General features: G+C 62.5%; 9 protein-coding genes. 5 read left to right on the top strand and 4 right to left on the bottom strand.

The window, feature by feature from the left end; translation table 11 throughout:
* Positions 1 to 70: 70 nt before the first annotated feature.
* Positions 71 to 3781: a methionine synthase gene (gene metH, locus HX875_RS30410; protein ID WP_177048449.1), complete on the top strand. Its 3711-nt coding sequence runs from the start codon at positions 71 to 73 to the stop codon at positions 3779 to 3781.
* Positions 3782 to 3827: 46 nt separating this feature from the next.
* Here metH and HX875_RS30405 read toward each other — a convergent pair whose 3' ends face one another.
* Entirely contained in the window at positions 3828 to 10826 is a 6999-nt protein-coding gene (locus tag HX875_RS30405) for an NEL-type E3 ubiquitin ligase domain-containing protein (protein WP_177048441.1), read from the bottom strand.
* A 148-nt stretch (positions 10827 to 10974) separates the two neighbouring features.
* Here HX875_RS30405 and HX875_RS30400 point away from each other — a divergent pair, with 148 nt between their 5' ends.
* Positions 10975 to 11190, top strand: coding sequence for a DUF2970 domain-containing protein (locus tag HX875_RS30400; RefSeq protein WP_177048439.1), 216 nt, complete (start codon positions 10975 to 10977; stop codon positions 11188 to 11190).
* 6 nt (positions 11191 to 11196) lie between these two features.
* On the opposite strand, the gene HX875_RS30395 is transcribed toward HX875_RS30400, so the two are convergent.
* On the bottom strand, positions 11197 to 12276 hold the full coding sequence (locus HX875_RS30395) for an ABC transporter substrate-binding protein (RefSeq protein ID WP_177048437.1): 1080 nt from the start codon (positions 12274 to 12276) through the stop codon (positions 11197 to 11199).
* 451 nt (positions 12277 to 12727) lie between these two features.
* On the opposite strand from HX875_RS30395, the gene HX875_RS30390 reads away from it, so the two are divergent.
* On the top strand, positions 12728 to 14386 hold the full coding sequence (locus HX875_RS30390; protein ID WP_177048435.1) for a nitrite/sulfite reductase: 1659 nt from the start codon (positions 12728 to 12730) through the stop codon (positions 14384 to 14386).
* A complete protein-coding gene (locus HX875_RS30385) occupies positions 14370 to 14864 on the top strand; it encodes a DUF934 domain-containing protein (RefSeq protein WP_017479943.1) in 495 nt (164 codons plus the stop codon). The genes HX875_RS30390 and HX875_RS30385 overlap by 17 nt, the downstream gene beginning before the upstream one ends.
* Before the next feature lie 55 nt (positions 14865 to 14919).
* Here HX875_RS30385 and HX875_RS30380 read toward each other — a convergent pair whose 3' ends face one another.
* Entirely contained in the window at positions 14920 to 15420 is a 501-nt protein-coding gene (locus HX875_RS30380) for a MarR family winged helix-turn-helix transcriptional regulator (protein ID WP_371321508.1), read from the bottom strand.
* A 52-nt stretch (positions 15421 to 15472) separates the two neighbouring features.
* Here HX875_RS30380 and HX875_RS30375 point away from each other — a divergent pair, with 52 nt between their 5' ends.
* Positions 15473 to 16978 carry an FAD-dependent oxidoreductase gene (locus tag HX875_RS30375; protein WP_177048431.1) on the top strand — a complete coding sequence of 502 codons (1506 nt, stop codon included), beginning with the start codon at positions 15473 to 15475 and terminating at the stop codon, positions 16976 to 16978.
* 8 nt (positions 16979 to 16986) lie between these two features.
* Here the strand turns inward: HX875_RS30375 and HX875_RS30370 are convergent, their stop codons facing one another.
* A complete protein-coding gene (locus HX875_RS30370) occupies positions 16987 to 18633 on the bottom strand; it encodes a SulP family inorganic anion transporter (RefSeq protein ID WP_177048429.1) in 1647 nt (548 codons plus the stop codon).
* Between the last annotated feature and the right edge of the window lie 38 nt (positions 18634 to 18671).

The raw sequence follows: 18671 nt of genomic DNA, 5'->3' as shown, positions 1-18671 counted from the left end.
GCACATGCTCTAAAAGCGCACAGGTTTGTTATGATCTTCGCCCTCCGTAATACCTGACCAGAGTAGTCCCATGCCCGATCGTAGCGCTCGTCTGCAAGCCCTCCACCAAGCCCTCAAGGAACGCATCCTGATCCTCGACGGCGGCATGGGCACGATGATCCAGAGCTATAAACTGGAAGAGCAGGACTACCGTGGCAAACGCTTCGCCGACTGGCCGAGCGACGTCAAGGGCAATAACGACCTGCTGGTGATCACCCGTCCGGACGTGATCGGCGGCATCGAAAAAGCCTACCTGGATGCCGGCGCCGACATCCTGGAAACCAACACCTTCAACGCCACGCGCATTTCCATGGCCGACTACGGCATGGAAGAGCTGGCCTACGAGTTAAACGTAGAAGGCGCACGCCTGGCGCGCAAGATCGCCGATGCCAAGACCCTGGAAAACCCGGCCAAGCCGCGTTTCGTCGCCGGCGTGCTCGGCCCTACCAGCCGTACCTGTTCGCTGTCTCCCGATGTGAACAACCCGGGCTACCGCAACGTGAACTTCGATGAACTGGTGGAAAACTACACCGAGGCCACCAAAGGCCTGATCGAAGGCGGCGCCGACCTGATCCTGATCGAAACCATTTTTGACACCCTCAACGCCAAGGCCGCGATCTTCGCGGTGCAGGGCGTGTTCGAGACGTTGAACGTCGAACTGCCGATCATGATCTCCGGCACCATCACCGACGCCTCCGGCCGTACCCTGTCGGGCCAGACCACCGAAGCGTTCTGGAACTCGGTCAGCCACGCCAAGCCGCTGTCCGTGGGCCTCAACTGCGCCCTGGGCGCCAGCGAGCTGCGCCCGTACCTGGAAGAGTTGTCGAACAAGGCCAACACCCACGTTTCCGCGCACCCGAACGCCGGCCTGCCCAACGAGTTCGGCGAGTACGACGAACTGCCGTCGGAAACCGCCAAGGTCATCGAAGAGTTCGCCCAGAGCGGCTTCCTCAACATCGTCGGCGGCTGCTGCGGCACCACCCCGGGCCACATCGAAGCCATCGCCAAGGCCGTGGCCGGTTATGCGCCGCGCCCGATCCCGGACATCCCCAAGGCTTGCCGCCTGTCGGGCCTGGAACCGTTCACGATTGATCGCAGCTCGTTGTTCGTCAACGTCGGCGAGCGCACCAACATCACCGGCTCCGCCCGCTTCGCCCGCCTGATCCGCGAAGACAACTACACCGAAGCCCTGGAAGTCGCCCTGCAGCAGGTGGAAGCCGGCGCCCAGGTGATCGACATCAACATGGACGAAGGCATGCTGGACTCGAAGAAGGCCATGGTGACCTTCCTCAACCTGATTGCCGGCGAGCCGGACATCTCCCGCGTCCCGATCATGATCGACTCCTCCAAGTGGGAAGTGATCGAAGCCGGCCTCAAGTGCATCCAGGGCAAGGGCATCGTCAACTCCATCAGCATGAAGGAAGGCGTCGAGCAGTTCATTCACCACGCCAAGCTGTGCAAGCGTTATGGCGCTGCGGTGGTGGTGATGGCGTTCGACGAGGCCGGCCAGGCCGACACCGAAGCGCGCAAGAAAGAAATCTGCAAACGCTCCTACGACATCCTGGTGAATGAAGTCGGCTTCCCGCCGGAAGACATCATCTTCGACCCGAACATCTTCGCGGTGGCCACCGGTATCGAGGAGCACAACAACTACGCCGTCGACTTCATCAACGCCTGCGCCTATATCCGCGACGAGCTGCCGTATGCACTGACCTCGGGCGGCGTGTCCAACGTGTCGTTCTCGTTCCGCGGCAACAACCCGGTGCGTGAGGCGATCCATTCGGTGTTCCTGCTGTATGCGATCCGCAACGGCCTGAGCATGGGTATCGTCAACGCCGGCCAACTGGAAATCTACGACCAGATCCCGGCCGAACTGCGGGACGCGGTGGAAGACGTGGTGCTCAACCGCACCCCGGAAGGCACCGACGCCCTCCTCGCCATTGCCGACAAGTACAAGGGCGACGGCAGCGTCAAGGAAGCCGAGACCGAAGAATGGCGCGGCTGGCCGGTGAACAAGCGCCTGGAACACGCGCTGGTCAAGGGCATCACCACCCACATCGTCGAAGACACCGAGGAATCCCGGCAGTCGTTCGCGCGCCCGATCGAAGTGATCGAAGGCCCGCTGATGTCCGGCATGAACATCGTCGGCGACCTGTTCGGCGCCGGCAAAATGTTCCTGCCCCAGGTGGTGAAATCCGCCCGGGTGATGAAACAGGCCGTGGCCCACTTGATCCCGTTCATCGAGCTGGAAAAAGGCGACAAGCCGGAAGCCAAGGGCAAGATCCTGATGGCTACGGTAAAAGGCGACGTGCACGACATCGGCAAGAACATTGTCGGCGTGGTGCTGGGTTGCAACGGCTATGACATTGTTGACCTGGGCGTGATGGTGCCGGCCGAGAAAATCCTGCAGGTGGCCAAGGAACAGAAGTGCGACATTATCGGGCTGTCCGGCCTGATCACCCCGTCCCTGGACGAGATGGTGCACGTAGCGCGCGAGATGCAGCGCCAGGATTTCCACCTGCCACTGATGATCGGCGGCGCCACTACCTCCAAGGCCCACACGGCGGTGAAGATCGAGCCCAAGTACAGCAATGACGCGGTGATCTACGTCACCGACGCCTCCCGCGCCGTGGGCGTGGCGACGCAGTTGCTGTCCAAGGAATTGAAGCCGGCGTTCGTTGAAAAAACCCGCCTGGAATACATCGACGTACGCGAGCGCACCTCCAACCGCAGCGCTCGCACCGAGCGCCTGAGCTACCCGGCCGCGATTGCCAAGAAGCCGCAGTTCGACTGGAGCACCTACGCTCCGGTCAAGCCGACGTTTACCGGCTCCAAGGTGCTGGACAATATCGACCTGAACGTTTTGGCCGAGTACATCGACTGGACGCCGTTCTTTATCTCCTGGGACCTGGCCGGCAAATTCCCGCGCATCCTCACCGATGAAGTGGTGGGCGAAGCCGCCACCGCGCTGTACGCCGATGCTCGGGAAATGCTCAAGAAGCTGATCGACGAAAAACTCATCAGCGCCCGCGCGGTGTTCGGCTTCTGGCCGACCAACCAGGTGCAGGACGATGACCTGGAAGTCTACGGCGACGACGGCCAGCCGATTGCCAAACTGCACCACCTGCGCCAGCAGATCATCAAGACCGACGGCAAGCCGAACTTCTCCCTGGCCGACTTCGTGGCGCCCAAGGACAGCGGCGTGACCGACTACATCGGTGGCTTCATCACCACCGCCGGCATCGGCGCCGAAGAGGTCGCCAAGGCTTACCAGGACGCTGGCGACGACTACAACTCGATCATGGTCAAGGCCCTGGCCGACCGCCTGGCCGAAGCCTGCGCCGAGTGGCTGCACCAGCAGGTGCGTAAAGAGCACTGGGGTTACGCCAAGGACGAAGTGCTGGATAACGAAGCGCTGATCAAGGAACAGTACAGCGGTATCCGCCCTGCCCCGGGCTACCCGGCGTGCCCGGATCACACCGAGAAAGCCCAGCTGTTCCAACTGCTGGACCCTGAAGCCCGCGAGATGCAGGCCGGCCGCAGCGGCGTGTTCCTCACCGAGCACTACGCGATGTTCCCGGCAGCGGCGGTCAGCGGCTGGTACTTCGCCCACCCGCAGGCGCAGTACTTTGCCGTGGGCAAGATCGACAAGGACCAGGTGGCGAGCTACACCGCCCGCAAGGATCAGGACCTGAGCGTGACCGAACGCTGGCTCGCGCCAAACCTGGGTTACGACAACTGATCGACACAAGGGGGCGGCGCCCTGCCGCCCCCGGCCCCCTTCAGGTTTACAGACCCATCGCCGTGCGCTCGCGCGCCGTCAATTGCAGCGCCAGCGCCTTCTCCTCTTGGATTCGCTGCGTGTCCAAGGCCACCGAGGCTGCCAGATACGCCGGATTCAGGTCCGAATGCTGCGCTTCGAGTGCCTCAACTCTCGCAGCGTGCCCACTGGCCATCGCTGAAAACTCGGCGGGGTGCTGCCGCTTCAGGTAATCCACCCAATAGTCACGGGTCACCAACTTGTCGGTGAACGCGGGTGTGTTTTCACCGGCGATGATGCGGGTGTAGGCGCTGTCAATGTCCGCGGGTGTCACTCCGGAAAAGTTTTCGTAAATCATGGTGGACGGCTGCCGGGGCAGTTCCAGCCGTTGCGCCAACCGGATGCGATAGGCCAGGCGCACTTCCGCCTGGTCGATACCCGGGTGCTGCCTGATGGCGGTCTCCGCCGTGGCTTCGACTTCTTCCAGACGAATAATGCTTCTGGCCAGCCTGAAAAGGCCGAGGCCTTCCTGCCCAGGGGAAACCGTCTGGAGCACCTTGAACTCATAAGCCCTCACTTCAAGATCGCTGAACAACAAGATCCAGCCATCACCACAGGTCACCTGTTCGATCGAGGCGCGCGCCCGGAGAAACAACGCGTCTCTCAAGTCGGGCTGTGCATGCGCGCCCTCCAACACGTCCCACACCCGCCGGGTAAGCTCGGCACGGTCTACCTCGTAGTCCTTGGCGTGCCTCAACTGGGAAATGATCTGGAAAAAGTCGGCGCTACCCTCGGCGGCCTTGAGCTCATCCCAGATGGCATGTTTTTCCGACTCGGCAGGCACGCCGTTAAACCACTGGTCTTTCTGCTCCTGCGGCGGCTGCTGCTCCGGGTGTGCCTCGTCATCGGGGCCATTGCCATTGGCTTCATCATCGTTTTCATAGCCATCCAGCAAGCGGTCGATCTCTTCCTCGGTAAACCCCAGGCCGTGGCCGGTGTCGAGCAAATAGTCGTGCAGTACCCGAAGGTCACCTTCCAGCAGCAGGTTATCCGACAGGTTGATCCCCGCCATCAAGGCCAGGTGTTCGGGATACCAGGCATCGGCGGGCACGCTCTCGATCTGATTGTTACTCAGGTTGAGGCTGCGCAGGCGCGGGGCCTCCAATACGCCCACCGGCCAGTCCACCAGGATGTTGCCATGCAGGTCGAGGGTTTCCAGCTGTGGCAGCCGGGAGATGTCCAGGCCGCTGAGGGAGTTTGCGCTCAGGTCCAGCCACTCCAGGGCCGGCAATTCATTGAGCGTCGCCTGCAGCTCGGCAAGGCCCCACACGTTATTGTGGCCAGCCTCCAGCCGGGTCAGTGCCGACAACTCGCTGACCGCCTCCGGCAAGCGACTAAGGCCGTTGTGACTGAGGATCAGGCTGCGGACCTGGGGAAATGCGCGCAGAAACTCGTTGGAACCCTGCTCCGTGAGTTTCACCGCACTCAGGTTCAGCGTCGTGACATGCGCGAAGTGCGGCGCCACCGGCGGAAGATCCCCAAGGTACAGATCGGACAAGTCCAGCAACTGGCGCCCGGTTTCAGGCTCGGTGCGCAGGTTGTGCCGCCAGCTGTCCAGCAGCCGGTCCGCCGCCCGTCGCCGGTCGACGGCGCTCACCCAACCGCCGCCCTCGCGATAGGCGCGAATATCAATCCAGTCATTCAATTGCCTGACGAGCGCCTGATGCTGCGCGCTCCACTGCGTCAACCGGGCCTCAAGGTCGAGGCTGCTCAGCCCCGACGCGCTGAGGTCTGCAATGCGCTGTACGGCTCGTGCATCGCTCAAGGCCGGATCGAGTCGTTGCATCCTGACCGCCGCCGTCAACGACGCCTCGCCACCCGGCGAATCCAGGGGCAGTGCTATCAGCAGGTCGGGATTGTCCCTCACCTCCAACGGAAAATATTCAGGGTCGCCACCGGTACGGCCCTCTGCAAGCAAGTGACGAGGAATGCCCAGGACTGAATCGTTCTCCGGGCGCGAGGCCAGGTGGCGTTGCAGCTCGGTAAGCGCCGTGGACGAAGACTGCAGGGTAAAACCTTGCAGGTCGGCAAGCGCCTGGGGCCCCAGGCGACACCCTCGCAGGTTGGTGCCGCGCATCAATGGATCATGCCCGACGAGCGCCGCGCCGGGCACTTGGGTAATCGCGCTGTGGCTCATGTCCAGCCTGCGCAGGTGGGGCAAATCCAGCACTCCCGTGGGCCAGGCCGTGATACCGGTATGGCTCAAGTCCAAACCGCGCAACTGAGTCAGGCCGCTTACGTCCAGTTGACCAACGCGGTTGTGCGCCAGGCTCAGCTCCTGAAGGCTGGCCAGGCCGCTCAACTGCTGTTGCATGACCGGGGTCAGGGTCAGTTGGTTATGAGTAAGGTCCAGGTGTTCAAGCCCGCGCAGTTCTGTCAGCCTTGCCGGCAAGGTCGCCAAATTGTTGCGCCCCAGGCTCAGCCGGTTGAGCTGCGTAAAACGCGCCAGCACGCCGTCCAGCGCCTCGACGGTGGCACGAACACCGTCCAGGTTCAAATGGTGCACATGGGCGAAACCTTGCGTCGGCAACCGCGGAAAATCCCCCAGCACGCCTCCCGACAAATCCAACGTGTTAATCCGCGGATTGATCGCCGACGACGGGCCTGGCTGGGCATCACTCCCCGTGCGCCGGTCGAGCCCTTCGCGCCAGCACTCCAGCAGATTTTCCGCCGCTCGCTGACGGTAAAAAAAGTCCACTTGTCGGCGGTCGACCCGCAACTCACGGGTCTTCCAAGCCTCCAGTTCGTCAACCAGCGCAGTGTGCTCGTTACGTAATGCATTGACCCCTAGCACCCGCTCACGTGGCGACACCCCCAACCCCTTGAACGCTGCCGTCATATCCTGGAACGACGACACCCCGCCGAACCTCAACGCGCGAAGACTGCCCTCGCCATAACCCTGTGCCAAGCGCTCTTCATCCACCAGATGCGCCGGATGGTCGTGCAGGTAGTCAAACACCCGCAGGAAGTCCCGGGCTTCAAAGGTTGGCCAGTTCAGATGCAACCCCCGCCACACACGTTCCGACCCTTGAAACAAGGCCTCGGGCAACCTGTTGATGCGGGTGCCCGACAGATTCGTCCATACCAGCCGCTCCAGACTCGCGAGCCCTTCTGGAAAGGTCGCCAGGGAACCGGAAACGTTCAGTGTCTCCAGGTTTGGCAGGCTGCTCACGTCCAGGCTCTCCAGGGCGCCACAGAGACTCAGCGTCTCCAACTGCGGCATGCCATTGAGCACCGGCTCAAGCCCGTTGGCAAAATTCAGCGCGTCCCCATCAATCGACAAACGGGTGATGTTCGGCAAGTTGCGCAAACGCTCGCCCACCGCGCCCAGCTCGGCCTGCGCTACATAGAGGTCCAATTGCCGTAGCCCGGGAAATTGCTGGAACAAGGCGCTGCCGTTTTCGCCGAGCATCGCCGGGCCTTGCAGACGCAAGGCGTACACATGGGAAAAGTCTGCCTGCAAGGTCGGCAAGCGGATTCCCCACTGCAGGTTCAACCGGGCATGGGGGCGAATCCCGCGATACAAATTTTGCCGCCAGCACGCGATAAGGTCCTCGGCCAATTGCCTGCGCCTGGCGGCCAGATGCTGCGGCTCGCCCACCGCCCGCGCCCACTCATCCAGGGTCGCCCGCAGGCCGTCAAATTCACGCTGGCGAGTGGTCAACAGGTGGAACACTTGCTGTGTCGTCTCGCCGCCCCCCAGGCGACCCAGTACAAAACGACTGGCCTGCTCATCGCTGAGGTCGGGATACAGGTCACGCACCCTGGCAACCAGTGATGCATCAGCGGCAAAGGCGTCACCGCGGCCCGTCATTGCATAGCCCGGGCGCCCGCCCGGCAGGCGCCATTTGGGTCTGAAGCGAGCGATCCGCTGCTTGAGAAATTCGCTCATTTGCTTGCGATGACTCAGCCCATGCTGTGCCAGTAGCCGTTGCAGCTCGGCATCCTGGCTCACCAGCGGCACACCCAGCTCTCGCCGTGCGGCATCAGGTAGTGCGTGCATGATTGATTGAAACCAGTTACGGCTACCGGGCACCTTGCCGTTAAGCTCTGCGCCGTTCGCGTCGCAGGCCTGAAAGGTATCGCCGTCCTTGACCAGGTACCTGCGCACGGGCGCCGAGTCCGGGCCGATGCTGTCCAGCACCCGCCCCCCGATGCTGTCGGCGCGCACCTCCAGCCGCAGGTTCCCCGGCCATCCCGGCAAACGCTCCAGGCTGTGCAGCGCCAGCCGGTCACTGTCTGCACCGGCCAGCGCCTCACGCTGCATACCGGCAATGGCCCGGCTCAGGCGTACTTGCTGGGCTACGCCACGCGCGAGGTTGTCCAGCCGCGCCGGCACGCGGCCCTGAGTGCGGATTTGCAGGCGATCCTGCTCGCTGGCCTGGGCCAACACCTCGGCCATCGCGTCCCTGGACAACATGGGAAACCGGCGTGCAAGCCACTCACTATCGGGCAGACCGGCTTGCATGGGACGGGACAAACTATCGAACAAAGCCTTTTTGCGCTTCTGCGCAAAATCCGCCAGGCGCCCGTTGAAGGCCTGTTCTTTGCTCCCGCTCGTAGCGTTCGCCTGGCTGCCCAACAGTTCAGCCGTTTCATCCTCGCCAAGATCAGCCAACACGTGTTGAGGCAGCTTGCCTTTGCGCAGCTCACCCCGGGTAATCTTGATCGAGGCCCGCACATCCGCCGCCGATGCACGGCTGCCATACACCCGGGAGCGTCCCCAGGGCTCCGGCCCCTCGAACACTTCCAGTACCCGGCCCACCGGCCAGCGCGGCATTTCGACCACCAGTGGCAGGACATGTTCGTAGTGCCGGCCCAGCCCGGCGCCACTGCGAATCCGGGCGACCAGTTCATCCACTTCCTGGTCGCCCCTGAACTGCCTCAACGTGTCGGCCAGTGGCGCCGGCAAGGGCAAACCATCGATATGGATCTTGCGCAATGCCTCGTCGGACACACCGCTGATATCGCCAATGGTCGCCAGTGTTTCGTCGGAGAAACCCAGGGTGTCGTGCCCCAGGCGTCGCAGCAGGGTCAGGCGTTCCCAATCCCGTGGCCGCTCATGCACTGCGCGCCAGGCCCCGGCGTGGTTACTGTGCAACTCCGGTTGGTAGGCGTTGGGATTATCGGGGTGTTTGATTCGCCATTTTTTCAGCCGGGAATCAAAACCTTTTTCGTACACACCATCACCGATACGCACGTAGATCTTGCCCTCCACCTCGTACTGGCCTTGGGCATTGGGCAGGAGGTCCGGGTCCAGTACCACGTCACTGCGATAGGGCTCCAGATCGGGCTTCCACAACCGGGCTTCACCGCTGGGCAACTTGACCGGCACCAGGCCGTCCACCCATTTCGAGACCTGGATCACCGGCTTGCGGGCGGCCAGCGCACCTGCCGTCCCCAGCGTTGCCATGAAGGCCACATTCAGCGCCACCGACTCCAAATGGCCCCAGGCTGCGTCCAGGTCGCCCTCTTTCCACGATTCGATGCCGTGGTACACCTCCAGCCCCAACTGAATCGCAGTGACAGCCAGCATCACCTCGCCCAACCCCGGCACGAAGAACGCCGCCACGTTCAACAGGTTCATACCCAGGCTCAACCAATGCTCATGACGTTCCTGGGCCGCCTTGCGGTCTGCTTCAGCGGTCGGTACCGCGAGCTTGAGGGCATCGTCCTTGAGGCGCTGGACGTGCTTTTCGTAGAGGTCGCCAAACAGCTCGCCGCTGATGGGTGTTTGCCGCAGGTTCAAGCTGATCTGTTGGTCGTAGACCTGTTCATACAAGCCTTTGGTGGCATTCCATTGATAGGTATGGAGCCTGTCTTTCAGGCGTTTCAGAAAGGCCGGCGCATCACCTTGCGGTACGCGGCTGGCCAACAAGCGTTGATAACCCGATGAGCGCAAGTTGATTGCCAGGTCCTTTTCAAACGCCTGCATCGATGGGTATTCCTTGAGCGGGTACAGCGGTGCTCCGGGAATCCAGGCCACAAAACGTCCGAAAGTGGGGGGACTTGTCAGCAGGTCGATCGCGCTTGCCACCGGTGTCAGGAGCGCACTCCAGCCCAAGGCTTTGGCGGCGTCACCGTCAGCCCCGACGCCCGGGCCAATCAATACCACCTCCCCCAAAGGGCAGCCCAGCACTGAGAGTTGGCTGTAGCCCACGGGGCGATCGTCCAGTGTGAGGCCGCCGGTGCCGGCCAGCAGCTTGAGCAGCACGGCGTAGAACGACTCGCTCACCTCCTGCTTGATGCGCGCGGTGTGCAGTCGCACGGCCAGCAGGTCCTTTTGTGCCTGGATCATCCGGGCCCGCACTTGAGGTGCAGTGTCCGGGGCGTCGAATATCTGCTTCAGATGGTCCTGGTATTGCCGGCCCAGGTCCAGGGTGCGGCACAGGGTCGAGAAGTCCTGCGGCGGGATCGGCAACTTTTCGGTGTAGCGATAGCGCGCCGGCCATCCTCCGCGACTGAACTCACCGTAATCGGTCACCAGCGCATCGACGGGGGCAATGGCGCTGGTTTCGCCCAACGCCACCTCGGAAAAATCTTCATTGCCCTCAAAGTTCAACAGCGCGGCCTGAAGCAGCGTGTGCTGCACGGGGGCCTGGCGATAACGCAGGTAGAACAGTGCGTTTTTATGGGCGTCCGGGGCCTGCCCGAAGCGTTCGCTCAAGGCTTTCAACAACAGTGGCTCGGCAAATTCCGTCGGTCCCTTGAGCAGTTTCATGCACTTTGCCAGTGCCAGGTTGGAAGCGTGACTGCGCTGCTGACTGACGCTCAGGGCCACGCGCAGCGCCGCCGGTGCATGCGTCAGCCACGCCGGGGGCGGGCCGGCAGGGACGCGGCCGGGGAGCAAACCGCCCCGCAGGCGGCGGATATCCGCGCCGGCACTGTGGGCCACCCACAAGGGTAAACGTTGCTTGATCAGGGCTGTATGCAGGCCCTCTTCCGGCGCGGGGGTTGAAATGGTCATGGGTGACTCCTGGTGACTCTGGTTGAGGAGTCCCAGTACAACGAGCGCGCTGCCACCCAAGGCAGTAGATAGCTATGGACCGGTGTTTTGCCGGAACTTGACTATCCTGTGGGGAGCATCGGTCTTGTCACCACGAGCTGAGGGCCATATGGACGACTCCAATAACAAGCCACCCACCTTCTGGCAAATGCTCCACAGCGTCATGGCGGCGGCCTTCGGCGTACAAAGCGGGAAGAACCGCGCCCGCGACTTTACCCACGGCAAGCCCAGTCACTTTGTGCTGCTGGGCATTCTGTTCACCGCGATCTTTGCCTTGACGCTGTTTGGCATCGTCCAGTTGGTATTGCACTTGGCCGGCGTTTGAACGCGCTCAGTGCATCAGTAGTTGCAGGCTGAACGGGTAACGGTAGGCGGCGGGCTTGCCCTGGGCCGACAAGGCGCGGAAGTCGACGCCGTAGGCCTGGCTGGCATTGATCTGCAACAGGCGGCGCGCCAGCTCCGGGTCGATCAACTGAAACAGGTCCAGCGTGCGTTCGCGCCCGCCATACTTGGCGATATCCAGGCCCCTGGCATCGTCGTGCAACAACACCATCGCCCATCCACCTACGGTGAAATGCCCGGCCACCAGCACGCTTAAACGGCCATCGAGCCGCGCCTGCAACACCTCGGGCGAACTGTTGACCGCGCTGAACAACACATCCCGGCCCGGCGTACGCCCGCTGTCTTGCAACGCCGCCATGGCACCCAGGGCCATTTCATCATTGGCCGACCACACCAACGCCGTCTGCGGGTAACGCTTGAACAGTTGCCTTGCCTGCTCGAAGGCTCGCTCGCGACTCCATTCGCCATACACCAACTGGCGCAGGCGCACTTGCGGATGGTCCGCCAGGGCACGCTGTAAACCCCGCTCGCGCAATTGTGCTGCCGGTGTGGTCTTGGCACCGGAGAACGCCAGCAGGTCGATGGTCTGGCCGGGCGCGACCGGCCCGTGCTGACGCAGCAACTGCGTGAGCATCAGGTAGCCCGCCTGTTCGTCGTTGGCCACCAGGCTGCCGATCCAGTTGGGGTACTTGCCTGCGTCGAGCAACTCGATCTGGTCGGCGGTCAGGGCGTTATTGACGATCAGCAGCTTGACCCCGCTGCCCTGGGACAGACGCAGGATCTGCGGGGCGATGTATTGCTCATTCACCAGCACCAGATAGTCCGGACGCTCAGGACCTTGCAGTGCCTCGCGGGCCTGAAACAACGTGGTGTCGGGGTTGCGCTCGGAATAGCGCACACGCAAATCCAGGCCGAGGTCCCTGGCGGCGGCCTGCATGAATTGTGCGTAGCTGACCCAGAAGGTCTCATTCGAATTGCCAGGGTTGAGAAACACCACCGACGTCGCCTGGGCGATGGCCCAGAACGGCGTGCTCAGCACCAGCAAGCACTTGCAGAGAACCTTCAACATCGTTGCCTGAGCCCTTCGGAATGACCGCCCATGATAATGGCTATGGGCCGGTCAATCTCGATTAATTGCCGACTGTCCGACAATCCGGCTCGGGTAACGTCCGTTTATTGATGGCTGACCCAGAACACGGCAGTGGAAACCACCAGGATAATCAAGAACAGAATCGCCCAGGCATCGACACTGCTGTCACTTTTGCGGGCTTTGGTCGGATTGCTCATAGCATCGCCTCTTGTCGGTTTTATAGGTGATTGCATAAAGACACGAGCACAGTAAAGTTCATGATTGCCCGCATGACAAATGTGGGTATCACGATAACGGTTCTCATTAGTCAATTTGGTTATTTGCATATACTCAAACATCACTTTTGCGCATAAACGCAAACTGGTATCGTGCGCCGGCTCCGTTGGGAGTGCGCGGCCGTGCGCGCAGATTTGCCGAGAACAGGACCTATATGTACGTATACGACGAATACGATCAGCGCATCATCGAGGACCGCGTCAAGCAGTTCCGTGATCAGACCCGACGCTATCTGGCAGGTGAACTGAGCGAAGAAGAGTTCCGCCCTCTGCGCCTGCAAAATGGCCTTTATGTTCAGCGCTTTGCGCCGATGCTGCGGGTTGCCGTGCCTTATGGCCAACTGACTTCCCGTCAGACGCGCATGATGGCCAAGATTGCCCGCGACTTCGACAAGGGCTACGCCCACATCAGTACCCGCCAGAACGTCCAGTTCAACTGGCCGGCCCTGGAAGACGTGCCGGACATCCTGGCTGAACTGGCCACCGTGCAGATGCACGCCATCCAGACCAGCGGTAACTGCCTGCGCAACGTGACCACTGACCAATTCGCCGGTGTTGCCGCCGACGAGTTGATCGACCCGCGCCCGTGGTGTGAAATCGTCCGTCAATGGACCACCTTCCACCCGGAATTCGCCTACCTGCCGCGCAAGTTCAAGATCGCCATCAATGGCTCGACCTCGGACCGTGCCGCCATCGAAGTGCACGACATCGGCCTGGAGCCCGTGCATAACGCTGCGGGCGAGCTCGGCTTCCGTGTGCTCGTCGGCGGTGGCCTTGGCCGTACGCCGGTGGTCGGCGCGTTCATCAACGAATTCCTGCCATGGCAGGACCTGTTGAGCTACCTCGACGCCATCCTGCGGGTCTACAACCGCTATGGCCGTCGTGACAACAAGTACAAGGCCCGGATCAAGATCCTGGTAAAAGCGCTGACCCCCGAGGTGTTCGCCCAGAAAGTCGACGCCGAGATGGAACACCTGCGCGGCGGCCAGACCACCCTGACCGACGCCGAAGTGCACCGCGTCGCCAAGCATTTCGTCGACCCCGACTACAAGGCCCTGAGCAATCAGGACGCCGAGTTGGCCGAACTCGATGCGCAGCACCCAGGTTTCGCCCGCTGGCGCACCCGCAACACCCTGGCCCACAAGAAGCCGGGCTATGTGGCCGTGACCCTGTCGCTGAAACCTACCGGCGTTGCGCCGGGCGATATCACCGACAAGCAACTCGATGGCGTCGCCGACCTGGCCGAGCGCTACAGCTTCGGCCAGCTGCGCACCTCCCACGAGCAGAACATCATCCTCGCCGACGTCGAGCAGTCTCAGCTGTTCACCCTGTGGGGCGAGCTGCGCGAGCAGGGTTTTGCCACGCCGAACATCGGCCTGCTGACCGACATCATCTGCTGCCCGGGCGGCGACTTCTGCTCCCTGGCCAACGCCAAGTCGATCCCGATTGCCGAATCGATCCAGCGCCGTTTCGACGACCTGGACTACCTGTTCGACATCGGCGAACTGGACCTGAACATCTCCGGTTGCATGAACGCCTGTGGTCACCACCACGTCGGCCACATCGGCATCCTGGGCGTGGACAAGAAAGGCGAAGAATTCTACCAAGTGTCCCTGGGTGGCAGCGCCAGCCGCGATGCGAGCCTGGGCAAGATCCTCGGCCCGTCCTTCGCCCAGGAAGCCATGCCTGACGTGATCGGCAAGCTGATCGACGTGTACGTTGAACAGCGCACCGAAGATGAGCGTTTCATCGACACCTACCAGCGCATCGGCATTGACCTGTTCAAGGAGCGCGTCTATGCAGCGAATCATTAAGAACAACGAAGTCGTCGACGAAACCTGGCACCTGCTGCCCAAGGACGCGAGCTTCGATGGCATCTCCAACTGCGACGACCTGATCGTGCCGCTGGCCCTGTGGCGCGAGCACGCTCACGCCCTCAAGGCCCGCGACGGCGGCCTGGGTGTGTGGCTGGACGCCGATGAAGAAGCCGAAGAGATCGGTGATGACGTGGAGCATTTCCAGGTGATCGCCCTGAACTTCCCGGCCTTCACCGACGGTCGCAACTACTCCAACGCCCGCCTGCTGCGTGACCGTTACGGTTACAAGGGCGAACTGCGGGCGATTGGCGATGTGCTGCGCGACCAGTTGTTCTACCTGCGCCGCTGCGGGTTCGATGCCTTCGCCTTGCGCGCCGACAAAGACCCGTACGAAGCGCTGGAAAGCCTCAAGGATTTCTCGGTGACCTACCAGGCCGCGACGGACGAACCGTTGCCGTTGTTCCGTCGCCGGTAACACTGAAAGCCGTTTGAATACCCCTCATTGAGGGGTATTTTTTTGCCCGGGTTTTCTATTCGCTCTCCAGGTTGAGCGTGACCAGCGCATCGTCGTTGAGGTCGGCGGCAAACTTGCCCATCAGCCGCACCAGGTCATCAATATCCTGCGGCTCCCAGTTGGCGAAGATAGCCATGCCCATGCGGGTCCGCGCCTCATCCACCCGATCCGTCATCGCCTTGCCCTCTGGGGTGATAACCGACTCGCGCACGCGGCGGTCCTTGGCGCTTTCCTGGCGGTCGACCAAGCCAAGGCTCTCCAGCTTCGCCACCTGGCGACTGACGGTGGTGTAGTCGCGCCCCACGCGGTCGGCCAGCTCGACAACGCCGATCGGACCCAGCCGCTCCACCAGCACCACCAGCGGAAACAGTGCCCGATCGAGGGCTATCCCGGCCTCGCGGACCATCACTTCGTCGCGCTGGGGACGGTTCATGGCGCCGACAATTTCAATCAACGCCCCGTGAAGCTCGCGAATCTGACGACCAATAGGTGTATTTTGCACGCTTTCTATTGACACGGATTTTTCCTTGCTCAAATATATGTGCATATTACATATAAAGGCGATCCAGATGAAACAGCAAAGCGCAGTCGACGTTCTGATTTGTGGTGCGGGTGCGGCCGGCTTGACCCTGGCGATCGAGCTGGCGCGACGGGGCGTATCCTTCCGGCTGATCGAGAAAGCCCCCTCGCCGTTTCATGGCTCACGGGGCAAGGGCATTCAACCGCGAACCCAGGAAATCTTCGAAGACCTCGGCATTCTCGACCGCATCATCGCAACGGGCGGCGTCTACCCGCCCGAGCGGCGATACAACGCAGACGGCAGCCACACAGACGCCAAGGTGGTCGAGCAGTCCGAGCCGACGCCAGCGGAGCCCTATCAGCAGCCTTTGATGCTGGCGCAGTTCCTTACCGAAGGGCTGATGCGCGACCGCCTGCAGGAGTTGGGGCACCGCCCGGAGTTTGGCTACGAACTGGTGGGCTTTGAGCAGGACAGCCAAGGCGTGACCGCACATCTGGCCGGCCATGACGGCGAACACAGCGTTCACGCGCGTTGGCTCGTTGGCGCAGACGGCGGCCGCAGTGTGGTACGGCGCACGCTGGATATCGGATTTCCCGGGCAAACCCTCGGCGTTCGCGCCATCGTGGCCGACGTTGCAATGACCGGCCTGTCACGGGACTACTGGCACCGGTTCAGCAATGAGTGCATGACAGCGCAGATCGCAATCTGCCCCTTGGCGGGGACCGAGCTGTTTCAGGTACAGGCGCCGATTCCACTGGACGCAGAAGTTGACCTCAGCGCTGAAGGGCTCATGACCATGGTGGCGCAGCGCACCGGTCGGCAGGACATTCACATCCAGTCTGTCTCCTGGGCGTCGGCCTACACGATGAATGCGCGGCTCGCCGATCACTATCGCGTCGGGCAGGTGTTTCTTATTGGAGACGCCGCGCACATTCACCCACCAACCGGCGGCCAGGGCCTCAATACCAGCGTACAGGATGCCTACAACCTGGGCTGGAAGCTGGCGGCGGTCATTGCCGGTGCGCCCGACGCATTGCTCGACACCTATGAGGAAGAGCGGCGGCCTGTGGCCGCGTCGATGCTCGGCCTGTCGACCAAGCTGCTGGACGGGATGAAAAACGGCGACATGCGTCGTGGCCGCGAAGTGCACCAACTCGATATCGGGTATCCCCACTCCAGCCTCGCGCTGCAACCGGCAGAACGTGACGGGCGCTTGCTCGCCGGTGACCGGGCGCCCGATGCAACCCTGCGCGACGCCGCCGGCCATTCGTCCCGGTTATTCAAGCTGTTCCAGGGCGCGCATTGGACGTTGTTAGGCTACGAGGTGGAGCGCGGGTCGCTGAAGCCTGCGGCCGGGCTGCATATCCATCGCTTTGGCCCAGGCGGCGACCTGGTGGATGATCAACGACAGTTCAAGGATGCCTACAACCTCGCCCCTGGCGAATGGGTGCTGGTGCGTCCGGATGGTTATGTCGGTGCGATCATCACGCATGACAACCTTGAGGCGCTGCACCGCTATCTCGCCCACGCGGGGGTCAGCGCCGAGACGTTTTAATTCCGGGCTCAGGCAGTTGGCTGCAAGGCCAACTGCACCGCGCCGTCCACACTCAACCCGCTGATCAACACCTGGGGCGCGCACGCCTCAGGCAGCGTCTGCAACACCTCCTGTGCCTCATGCCTTACGCGGGCCAGCACCAGGCACTTGCCCTCCCCTTGCACCTGCACGAAAAACGCCTGCAAAGCCTCGATACTGGTGCCGTCCAGGTCCGGGGACTCTTCCAGGCTCAGCACCACGCTGTGAACCGGTGACGACGCGCGCCGCATCAAGCGCAACACCGCTCCCAGCACCCGCTCGGCATTCGCGAAAAACAACGCTTCGCTGGGACGCACGATCAGCACACCCGGAATCTGTTCGGCACCTGGATGATGCTGCAGGTCGACAAAATCATGCCCGCCATCGATGCGCCCCAGCTCACGGACATCCGCCGACGACATCTGCCGCAGCATCAGCACCACGCTGATGCCCACCGCCACCAGCAAACCATCCAGTACGCCAAGCACCAGCACGGCGGCCACCGCGCAAATCACCAGCAGCCGGTCGCGGCGCCAGGAGAAATAGCGGCCCAAGGGTTGCAGGCTCAAGCCACGGCCCAAGGCATAAATGACGATGGCCGCCAGTACCGGCTCCGGCGTCAATGCCACCAGCGGCAACACCGTCAGCACGATGGCCAACACCACCAGCGCCGCCACCGCTCCAGCCAACCGGGAGTTGGCGCCTGCCGCTTCATTGGCCGACGTCGCCGAATACCCGGCACCCGCAGGCATGCCCTGAAACAGCCCGGACAACAGGTTCGCAGCCCCCAACGCCAGCAAGTCACGGTTGGATGACACCCGGTCGCCATGCTTGAGGGCGAAAGAACTGATGGAGCCGTAGGACTCGGCGTAAAGAATCATCACCATGGCAAACGCCAGCTCCCCGAGGCGCAACCAGTCGGCAAACGGCAACACCGGCAAGTGCGCAAACTCCAGGCGCAGGTCAATCACCCCGATCAACGCCACACCATGGGCCTGCAAATCCAGGCACTGACCGGCGGCAATCCCGAGGATCACCACCAGCAAACCGCCCGGCAGGCGCCGGACTCGCGCGCACAGCCACAGTAATAGCAGCGCGACAGCCGCCACCGCAGCGGCGGCCCAGTTCCAGCGCGGCAGTTGCTCCAGGAGCTGAGGCAGGAAGCGAATCAGGTTGTTGTCGGTCAGGTGTACACCGACCACGCTGGCCAGTTGCTTGAGGATGATGGTCAGCGCCAGGCCAAAGGCAAAGCCACGCAGCACCGGCTTGGCGATAAACGAGGTCAGGCCGCCCAGCTTGAGCAACCCGGCCAGCAGGAAAAAGGCTCCGGTCACCAGCACCAGGCCCATCGCCAGGTCCAGCCTGAGCGCCGGATCGTCGCCGGCCAGACTCGCGGTGGCGGCCGCCAGCACAGCGGCCGAGGACGAGGTGGCGGAGACAATCGCGAAGCGGCTGGTGCCAAACAGGCCGTAACACAGCAACCCGGCGAACAAGGCGATCACGCCCGCCTGGGGCGGCAATGCGGCGATGCTGGAATAGGCCACGGCCTCAGGCAGCAGCAGGCCGGCGATGGACAGCCCGGCCAGCAAGTCTTGTGCACGATTCGGCGTGGTGTCGCTCTCAGGCTTGGTGATCAATCCTTAATTCCCTGGCAAAAAAAACGGCCAATCCGCAG

The organism is Pseudomonas yamanorum (assembly GCF_013386765.1).
GTDB lineage: Bacteria > Pseudomonadota > Gammaproteobacteria > Pseudomonadales > Pseudomonadaceae > Aquipseudomonas > Aquipseudomonas yamanorum_A.
This window is presented reverse-complemented; position numbering and strand designations above follow the sequence as displayed.